The sequence below is a fragment of the Mesorhizobium sp. M7A.F.Ca.CA.001.04.2.1 genome (genome assembly GCF_003998485.1).
GTDB lineage: Bacteria > Pseudomonadota > Alphaproteobacteria > Rhizobiales > Rhizobiaceae > Mesorhizobium > Mesorhizobium ciceri.
Window position 1 is genome coordinate 1 of the sequence record NZ_RZQT01000194.1, and the last position, 8,704, is coordinate 8,704.

Consider the following 8,704-nt stretch of genomic DNA (forward strand, 5'->3'; position numbering starts at 1 on the left):
GGGGTGGGCCGCCGCAAGCACAAGCTAATATATACCCAACTCTGGTGCCTATGGTGCTATCGCGCAATGGCCCTGACGGGCAGCCTAGGCCATGGGGCTTAGTTGCGGGATTACCGTTTTGCGCGTAGTTTGTAGATCTGGTTGTTTGGGTCCCTCCTTATGACCAGTGCCGGTCGGCACGGTCACCGTCACCCTTGCTTGGTAAACTGATCGTGCCGACCTACCCTTTTGACATAGAACCGCACCCCCTTTGGCAATTGAAGCGACTGGCGAACGGGCGGCATGAAACTCATCCGAATGGCGTCACGCTTCGTCGCTAGGCGATGTGTTGCCGCCGGATCAACGTCAACTGCGGTTCGAGCTGTAGCGCTGGGAGCAAGACGCCCAGGAGTTACCATTGGGCTGCGCACGCTGAAAGGACGGGTTACTCCCGACGCGGCGAAGTCAAATCCGAGGATCGCAAGGGCCTTCAGCTGTCTGCTCGCGCCGAGTCCCTGGGATTCGTCTATCGACCGCTCGCCGAGATCCTGGTCGCGGAGCCCCTCGATACGATCCTGCAGCGGGTAGAGAGCACGATAGGCGAGCCTGCCAAATCACCATCTGTCGATGCGGTCGGCGGGAAGATTGAAGCAACGGTTAGAAGTCACCTCGGGCGACCCTACGCTTCAGGTCAATGCCGTTCGCAGGCCAACCAGATCGTCGGCATGTCCCATGTCCAGACCTTCAGCCGGCGCGCCCCACGCATCAGCCGTCAGGCCGGTGAACACGTCGAACACCGTCCAGCTTCTACCTGGCTCCTGCCTTAAGTCGTACCGCTGCTGTGCCATGGGTCATTCGTTCAGCTTCCGATCCAGCTCGTCAAGCATGGACCGATGCTGCTCGGTCACATCCCAATCTGCTGGACCTCCCAGCAGTTGGCGGATTTGATGGCGCAGCGTCTCTGAAGTAATCCACGACCGAATGAGACGCGATGTAGCCTGCTGTTGCTCGGGAGAAAGCTCTTGCATGGTTGGCCCGCACGGTTAGACCGAGCCCAACCCCTTTGTGACCTTAATGGTTCCCGATGGATTGCCTGAAGAGAGTTGGAGCTGCAGCTACTCCGGCGCGACCGATAGAAAAAGTTCATCGCCGCGAAGGCCGGCTTTGTAACGTGCAATCAGGCTTTCGGCAGCCGTCGTAGCTTCGGGGCTTTCGCGGTTAATGCCGCGCAGCTCACAAAGCATATCGAACAGCCCCTGGAGAAGAGACAGTTCCTCCGGCTCGAAGGTGCCGTTCGCGATGCTTGTTACCAGCATGATCCCTGCCCCTGCATTGGCCGGATCATTCGAGCGGGTCAGCTAAATGTCAATTCGGACCAAGGTCTTGTCGGAAAGGCCTTCATCGCTCAATAGGTCACAGTGACGACAACCGTGTCGGTGTATACGCCTGCGGAAGGAGTGGCCTGCGGCGGGACGCGACCATAAACCGTGAAGACTTGCGGGACCCCAGTTCCAGTTCCCGGCACTGTGCTGCCGGGCACGGAAGCGTCGCCCCAAGGCTGAGTTCGATCAGCATTCTTGTAGAGGCCATAGGTCACTGTTTCCACGCCTTTCGACATCTTGCGAGTTGTCGGCGGCGATCCTGTCGTGCCGCCATTCAGCGAGACCGTGTAGGCCGCTGCTGGTGTGCAGGTGACTGACACCTGGCCGGTGGCATCAACATTGCCGTCAAGTACCCCCTTTGATCCAAAATCGATGTTCTGCGTCGATACAAGGCAGTTGGCGGCGACCGTCGCATTGATGGTGAAAGTCGGATCAGCCGCCACCGTACCGGAGGCGGTACTGCAACTGCTGCCGGAGGTATAGCGATAGCGAAATTCGACCTGCGCACCGGAGAATGTCGAAAGGTAGGTTCCAGGTGGAACGGTTCCCTGCCCTCCGGCCACGGCGCCATAGATAGTCGCCGTTCCAGTGGCTGAGCCCAATACATTTGGGGTCAATGCCAGTGCCGGAGGGCGGGAAGCGTAGGCCCAGGCATAAGAACCCCAAACCACGCTGCGTGCCGAGTCGGAATAGAGCTGATAGTTGAGTGCGTTGGCTCCGCTAAACATCTGGCGGGCCGTCGCCGACGACGCGCCGCCTGTGCCGGCCGCAAGATGCGCACAGATCAGGATGCGCTGACCGACAATGCCGCTGCAATTCATGTTGATGGTCGCGGTCGTGTTGGTCTGACTGCCCGAGAGGGTGTCAACCAACCCGAAATTCATGTTCGAGACGCTGAAGCTGCAGCTTTGCGCCAAAGCGGACAACGGAAACATGGCAAAGGCCATGAAGATGACAAGACGGAGCATTCGTTCTCCCATGTTTACCTGCATGCCACGTCCTTGATTGCGACTTGCTGACCGGGTGCGGGCGTGTAGAAAAAATCGGCCTTGCAGGAGGTGCCATCCAGACGATCGATCACGACCGTGTTCTGTGCGCTTAAGCCTCGAATGTACGCCTCACCATCGTAGCCGATGACAAACTCTTCGGAGCCAGCCTCCATGCGCCCCTTCAGGCCGGCTTCCAAAGGGGTCCCTGTGCTGTCGACCAGAGTGACGACCGCTGCTTCGGGCGCTTCCGAAACGCCGAACGTCACCACGACCCCGCTGCGATCGGCTGGCATCACGACTTCCTTGGTTGCCGGAACGTCCGCATTCACTGGCAGATTCTTTGGATCGATGGAGACCGTGTTCGGTTCGTAGGAGTTAAGCCCGGGGACCAGGATGCGCCCTTGCCGATTGGTCTTTCCCACCGGCCTGTTCTGGAACTGGACGTCGACATCAGGAGCGCCGACTTCGACCACGGCGAAAGCATCGTCTATGCGATTTGTGGCAAAGACCCCGCCGCCTGCCACGGCAATCGCGCCATCCATTTGCGCAGTTGCCCGCACGTCCTTCCCGTATTGTTGGACGCCAGCCTCGAAGCGGGCGAAGCGCGCGCGATAGCTTGCTGCGGCCGACCGGTTGGGCGTGTCGCCTTCCGAGGTTCGTGCTCGCCAGCCAATGCTGCCGTCTTCCAACCGCTGCGACTTGGCGATGTCGGCGACGACATTCAGGCCGTCCGGTCCCTGCTCTATTCCCGTGGAAGCGGTGATATCGTCACCGAACGGAACCGACAGGCCGGCGAAGACTCCAAAGCCGCCGCTATCCTCAAGGTCGGTAAAGGCAGTGGCATAGAGGCTGCTTCGCTTGAATATCTCTTGGCTGTAGGAAAGGCCAACGATCTGGCTCTTCTGGCCTTCGTCACTTTCAAGATGCGTATAGGAGAGATTGAGGCTGGAAAAATCTATCGGCGCCGGGATGCTGAGCGTGAGCTGGTCTATTGCGCGAGGCACGCCCGTGCTGAAGATCGGCACGTCACCGGGCTCTGACAACGTCGGCTCTGCCGTCACCGCGGCGATGTCATCATAGTCGCCGAAGGCGCGTTGGATGCGACCGTAGATCGACCACCCTTCGTAGCTCATTTCCAGAGACGCGTTGACAAGCGAACCCGTGCGACCGTCCTGATGGCTGCCGGCGACGGCGACTGAGACTGCGCCATATGGTCCAAGCGGAAAGGCGGCGCCTACACCACCGTTGATCAATCCTTCGCCGCCCTCGGCATGGCCCTCAAGCGTCAGCCAATTGGTGAGACCGTAGCGTGCGGTGGCGACCCCAAACACCCCGTTGGCGTAATCGTTGGACTCGGTGCCGAAGTTACGCCGTGGAAACCCGATCTCCGCCGAGAAATCGAGCAAGCCCTGTCCCAGCATGTCGCTGGAGGTATAGAAGGGGAGCCTCGTTGTGGTCTCGCGACCGAGGCTATCCCTCAACACGACCTGCGCTTCACCGGCTCCGGCAAAGACTGGCAAATTGGTGACCTGAAAAGGCCCGGCGGGAATCTCTCCGGTATAGGTGCGGACGTTCTGGGCATAGACTTCGAGGGTGGAAGGAACCGCAGCGGTTCCGCCGAAGGACGGCAGCGGCAGCGTGACCAGGTCCGACCGGAGCGCGAAGTTGCGCTGTGCTTGGATGCCACCGAGATAGACCGGCCGCGTCCAGGCCAGCCCGCCGGAAATGAAGTCCCCCGCCCTGTAGGTCATCATCCGTTCAGGGTCTGAATAGCTCCACGTCGTATTAAGCCGTGTGAAGCCACCGAACTCGCCATCGGAATAGCCGGCAATGAAGGATTGGTTGAGCGTGCCGTAGGGGCTGAACACGCGCGCATCAAAGGCTCCTGAAATTCCCTGAAACAGGTCAACCCTGTTCTCAACCAGGGAGTTGGAACTTGCGAAGAGAGAGTAGTTGAATACGCCGCCATAACCCGACTGCGCCTGAATACGATCTCCCTTCTCAGCGGCCTGAACATCGACGACGCGGGCGGCGCGCCCCTCGTTCGTGGTCGTGACAAAGAGGCGCTGCGTCGGCTCATCAATACGAAAGGCAACATCGGGCAGTTGGTCCAGCCTGACCAGCCCGTCCGCGTTTGCGCTATCTACGGGCTTCAGGCCGACCTGCTTCAATTCGTCCGGCGTCGCCGCCAGGCGCCCGTCGGGGAACTGCGTGAAGGTCCCTATCAGCTCCGTCGAAACGTCATTGATGAACACCTCGAGATAAAGGTCGCGACGTCCTGTTTGGTCCGGGGCGGGTTCCGCAATTTGAGTCTGCGGAGCCTGCGCGTTCGCCGGCAGGAAAGTTAGAAAGGTGCCTGCAGCGACGACCGCGATTCTACCGCCCTTTGATCGCAACCGGAGCATCAAATGGTCCAAAATCGCTCTGTGCCTTCAGCACCACAGAGCTTGCGGCCAGCGATTTGCTGCTGCCGATCGGCCATTGCATGGTGGCTCCGCCAAGAATGTAGCCGACAAGTCCGCTGCGACTGGCGACCTTCTTGCCGCCTTGCGTCAGATCGATGTTGGATAACCTCAGCCGGCTTTCACCATTGTTACGCGCCGTCAGAACAAGGCTGCGGCCCTTCCGCGACATGCTGAAGGACACGTCAGGTGCCTTGGAGTCGGGATTGCGAAAAAAGACCGGCACGGAATAGCGCAGCACCAGCGTCACGGTCCCAGCCTTCCTGCGCGATGGGTCGGGCAGCTCGTCTACAAGCAGGCGATAGCTTTCCTCGGTCTTCACTCGCGCCTTGCTGACGCGGAGCACGCGAACGGAATAGTCGGCATTCGGCCCGACCTGGGTCGATGGCGGGCTGGCAACCACGTCGGTGGTCGGCTCCAACTGCTCTACGCCGTCAGCCTGGCGCCAACGGAATACGCGTATCTGCACGTTTATCGGCCGCTTGGCATCATTGTGCAGATTCAAAACTGCCGCGCTGTCGGGCGCAATCAACTCCAGGCTGGTTGGGGCCACTCTAAGGGAAGCGGCTGCCGAAAGGCTGACGCACAGCAAAAGGAGCGCTGCCGCCCCTATGCATGACTGCATGGGTCGCATGTCGTATCCTCCGTTTGGGAAGTTCAATATGTCACGGTGATCGCGACGGTATCCGTGTAGACGCCTGCGGCCGGCGTTGTTTGCGGCGGGACTCGCCCATAGACAGTCAGGTTTTGCACGTTGCCGTTTCCGGTTCCTGCAACCGTATCGGTGCCGACTGTGATCCCCCACGGCTGGGTGCGCCCAGTGTCCCTGTACAGCATGTAGTTAACCGTAGCGGCACCAGGGCCGGTCATTTTGCGAACTGCTACGGTCGCACCAGCACCCGCGCCTGCGCTCAGACCCACATTGTAGGTCTGACCGGAAGTGCACTGCACGCCGATGGTACTGGTTTGATCGGCATTGGCGTCGATTACGCCTTTTGAGCCGAAATCCAGATCGCTGGCGGTCTGAACCTTGCATTCGGCGGTAATGGTAATGCGAACCGTCATGTTGCCTGTCGCGACCGCCGCAAGGGCTGGGTCGGTCAGGGATGCCGCGGAAATGAGAGCCAAAAAGGCCGCGAGGCAGGCACGCATTCAGTGTGCTCCTTATCTTTCGGCTGCTCGCCAATGGCGATAACCGTCGAAAGCTCCCGACCCAAAATGCATTTGGCACAAATTGCGTTAAGATTCAACTAACATCTCAGAGACCGCTGAGCTCAACGCGTAAAGGGATATTTGCTGTTGCTAATGGTATCCGCAATTCAGTTAGGAAGTATTGCCGGAAATGACGATCCAATCATCACAGGTATTATACATTCCTGGAAATATACTAATCTTCAATTCACATGGTAAGATATCCCGACAGAAATCGAAGTCGGGTTTTCGTCTTAAAGTTTAGTTTAAATCTCCACATTAGCGCCAATGATATGTCGGTCACTTTCCAATGTTTTTGACGCCATTGGAATGGTATTTCTCCAGCGCTCACGGCAAATCAAATAATTTGGAGCACACTCGATATTAGCACGTCGTTCGCGTTTTCTTCACATGGCGCCAAATAATTGGAAGAAATGATGCAGCGTCAATTTAAACTAATGGCGGCAAAAAGCCCGTCACTTGCGGAAACGGGCTTTCTGACTGGCCAAAGGCAGGAGAGTGTCACACCGCCTTGCGGCTGGTTCGCACTTCCGTCCCGGCTGTTCTTTTTAGCGGCGGGAGATCAGCAGGCAAAGCTGGCGTAAGTCGCGATCGTAGGTCCCCTGACTGCCGAGCACGTCCACACAACGTTTCTTCATCCGTGCGAGTTGCGTATCCGACAGGTCAGCTACGACGTTGACCAGTCTACGATTGCTGGGATTAGAAGGATTGCTCGGATTGGAAGGGTTGGAGGGGCTTGTTTCAACGCCAACACCGGCATTGACACCATTGCCAACGCCCAGTCCAGCACCAACACCAATGCCGCTCGTGCCGCCCAAAGTTGCGCCAACACCTGCCGTCACGCCGTTAGTGCCACCAACCGTCGCACCTGCCCCAGCATTGATGCCACTAGAGCCGCCGACGGAGGCGCCCAGACCGGCATTGACGCCGCTGGAGCCACCGACTGAGGCGCCTGCGCCAGCATTGCCGCCGCTCGAACCCCCGATAGACGCACCCGCTCCGGCGTCCACGCCGCCCGAGCCGCCGATAGAGGCACCAGCACCGGCATTGATGCCGCCGCTACCCCCAACGGATGCGCCCGCACCGGCGCCAATTCCGGCGGCATTTGCCGGCATGCACAAAACTGAAATGATCACGCCACTCGCCAATGTTTTGGCAGTTCTCGCGAAGATACTAGCCATGACACTCTCCTGTGGTTGCCTTACGATGTGCAGCAAGCTTCGCCTGCCGCTCATATTAGTACGCGCTAAGGCGCCACCGAGTTGCACAATAGCCGGTATGATCCGGCGGTATAGTGTCCTGCGGATATAGGACAATGCTGATATTTTATTAAAATGCTTAAGAACAACTGTGGCTCGGTTGCCCCGGACGCGTTGCTACACGAGCGAATTGCCTGGCCATCCATGTTTCGGGTCCTCGCCATTCAGGAGGTCCACACTGTGACCGCGTACTTGTCAAGATAGCAGGCGCCCCCTCGCGCCATGAACACATCGAACTATGGCTTGAGCACCGCGGGCTGTCCAAATCTCTTCCGTAGTGGCCGGTGCGGTCCGTTGGGCCCAAAGGCCCCCACTGAACCAGCATTCTCCCTTTCCGCGTCTAGTGCGGCCGTAGTGGGTTCGCCTCTCGAGTCAGGGAGCTGTCGCATGGTCTAAAAGCCGGAAGTCCGACAGGGCGCACATTGGAATCGGCGCGATCAATGCCTTCGACGGTGATCGCGATCGTCGCGTTCTCGATCCCAATCCATCCCTTGGCTTTCCGGGGTTGCGGACGTCCTGCCTGCATTTCAGATATAGCAGTGAAAGCAGCTTAGCATAAGCGGCTCTAAGCGTCCTTCGGCAAAGACCCTGTCGCCATAGGGGAGACAAGAGCTCGCGGCTCAAGCCGGCCGCAAAATCCTGGCGATTGGTTGTCAGGATGACGCACATGCAGCTTGCCACTGGCGACAACCTTTGCTTGCCTGCCTGTTCCGCGACGAGAGGAGGCAGGCATGGAACGGTATTTCTCGGTGGCTATTGTGACGCTGCTTTGCAGCCTAATGATTTTTGGCATAGCGCTGACAGTCGCCAGAACCCACAAGAGGACGGGCGTTCTCGCCCCGACCATGACTGGGGATCCGCTGCTTGAGCGGACAATCCGCGCTAATTCAAACTCGATCGAATGGCTGCCGATCTTTCTTCCGTCGATGTGGCTTTTCGCGGTCTACTGGAGCGCGCCATGGGCGGCTGCACTGGGACTGCTTTGGATAATGACGGTTCCCGTCGGCACCGCTGAAGCGGTACCCCGGCTTCTTTATTCAATCTTTCGCCGCATGTGACCTTTCGCTTCAACTCGACAGCGTTCAAAAGGCGAACAAGAGTCCGGGCATAGCTTAGCCGTAGCGCCCACGGGTCTGCTGGCTGCCCAGTCAACACGTTAAACGCGGTCCAGCTTCGTTGGTTCTTTTCTGAGTTCATGTCTCTGGTGAGTCACCGTCGCTAGCCATACATCAAGCAGTGATCGATGATTCCGTGTGTCACGGGGCAGCTTAGCAACGGGCGAAGCTATCGGTGGTTCCGGCGAAACGAATACGAAGCAGGCGGTTGGACCGGCTTCGATTCAACGGCTGATGTCACAAGTGATGACTTGGAAGGCGCCAGAGGTCGTCAGCGCGTGAGATAGAATGACTGACGGCTAACAC

8 protein-coding genes are annotated in these 8,704 nt (G+C 58.6%); 1 reads left to right on the forward strand and 7 read right to left on the reverse strand.

From position 1 onward, the window contains the following. Positions 1 to 665: 665 nt before the first annotated feature. The 7 genes from EN955_RS32285 to EN955_RS32315 form a co-directional block, all read right to left on the reverse strand. Positions 666 to 827, reverse strand: coding sequence for a hypothetical protein (locus tag EN955_RS32285; RefSeq protein ID WP_244507004.1), 162 nt, complete (start codon positions 825 to 827; stop codon positions 666 to 668). Positions 828 to 1,094: 267 nt separating this feature from the next. Next, positions 1,095 to 1,295, reverse strand: coding sequence for a hypothetical protein (locus tag EN955_RS32290; protein WP_024505611.1), 201 nt, complete (start codon positions 1,293 to 1,295; stop codon positions 1,095 to 1,097). Between the two features lie 89 nt (positions 1,296 to 1,384). Next, the gene (locus EN955_RS32295) at positions 1,385 to 2,329 is read right to left on the reverse strand and encodes a spore coat protein U domain-containing protein (RefSeq protein ID WP_024505610.1); all 945 of its coding nucleotides are present in this window, start codon (positions 2,327 to 2,329) and stop codon (positions 1,385 to 1,387) included. A gap of 14 nt (positions 2,330 to 2,343) precedes the next feature. Next, the gene (locus EN955_RS32300) at positions 2,344 to 4,755 is read right to left on the reverse strand and encodes a fimbria/pilus outer membrane usher protein (RefSeq protein ID WP_024505609.1); all 2,412 of its coding nucleotides are present in this window, start codon (positions 4,753 to 4,755) and stop codon (positions 2,344 to 2,346) included. After that, positions 4,727 to 5,446 (reverse strand): molecular chaperone, encoded by a 720-nt coding sequence (locus tag EN955_RS32305; protein ID WP_013525015.1) that lies wholly within the window; start codon positions 5,444 to 5,446, stop codon positions 4,727 to 4,729. The genes EN955_RS32300 and EN955_RS32305 overlap by 29 nt, the downstream gene beginning before the upstream one ends. Positions 5,447 to 5,469: 23 nt before the next feature. Next, positions 5,470 to 5,964, reverse strand: a complete 495-nt coding sequence (locus EN955_RS32310; protein WP_024505608.1) for a spore coat U domain-containing protein — start codon at positions 5,962 to 5,964, stop codon at positions 5,470 to 5,472. A gap of 608 nt (positions 5,965 to 6,572) precedes the next feature. Further along, positions 6,573 to 7,205 (reverse strand): hypothetical protein, encoded by a 633-nt coding sequence (locus EN955_RS32315; protein WP_013525013.1) that lies wholly within the window; start codon positions 7,203 to 7,205, stop codon positions 6,573 to 6,575. A gap of 809 nt (positions 7,206 to 8,014) precedes the next feature. Between EN955_RS32315 and EN955_RS32325 the strand changes: the two genes are divergently transcribed. Further along, positions 8,015 to 8,341 carry an MAPEG family protein gene (locus EN955_RS32325; RefSeq protein ID WP_013525012.1) on the forward strand — a complete coding sequence of 109 codons (327 nt, stop codon included), beginning with the start codon at positions 8,015 to 8,017 and terminating at the stop codon, positions 8,339 to 8,341. Positions 8,342 to 8,704 lie beyond the last annotated feature (363 nt).

Coding starts and splice junctions, on each gene's coding strand:
- EN955_RS32290 (WP_024505611.1), bottom strand. CDS start 1,295: ATGCTGGTAACAAGCATCGCGAACGGCACCTTCGAGCCGGAGGAACTG.
- EN955_RS32285 (WP_244507004.1), bottom strand. CDS start 827: ATGGCACAGCAGCGGTACGACTTAAGGCAGGAGCCAGGTAGAAGCTGG.
- EN955_RS32310 (WP_024505608.1), bottom strand. CDS start 5,964: ATGCGTGCCTGCCTCGCGGCCTTTTTGGCTCTCATTTCCGCGGCATCC.
- EN955_RS32300 (WP_024505609.1), bottom strand. CDS start 4,755: ATGCTCCGGTTGCGATCAAAGGGCGGTAGAATCGCGGTCGTCGCTGCA.
- EN955_RS32325 (WP_013525012.1), top strand. CDS start 8,015: ATGGAACGGTATTTCTCGGTGGCTATTGTGACGCTGCTTTGCAGCCTA.
- EN955_RS32305 (WP_013525015.1), bottom strand. CDS start 5,446: ATGCGACCCATGCAGTCATGCATAGGGGCGGCAGCGCTCCTTTTGCTG.
- EN955_RS32295 (WP_024505610.1), bottom strand. CDS start 2,329: ATGCTCCGTCTTGTCATCTTCATGGCCTTTGCCATGTTTCCGTTGTCC.
- EN955_RS32315 (WP_013525013.1), bottom strand. CDS start 7,205: ATGGCTAGTATCTTCGCGAGAACTGCCAAAACATTGGCGAGTGGCGTG.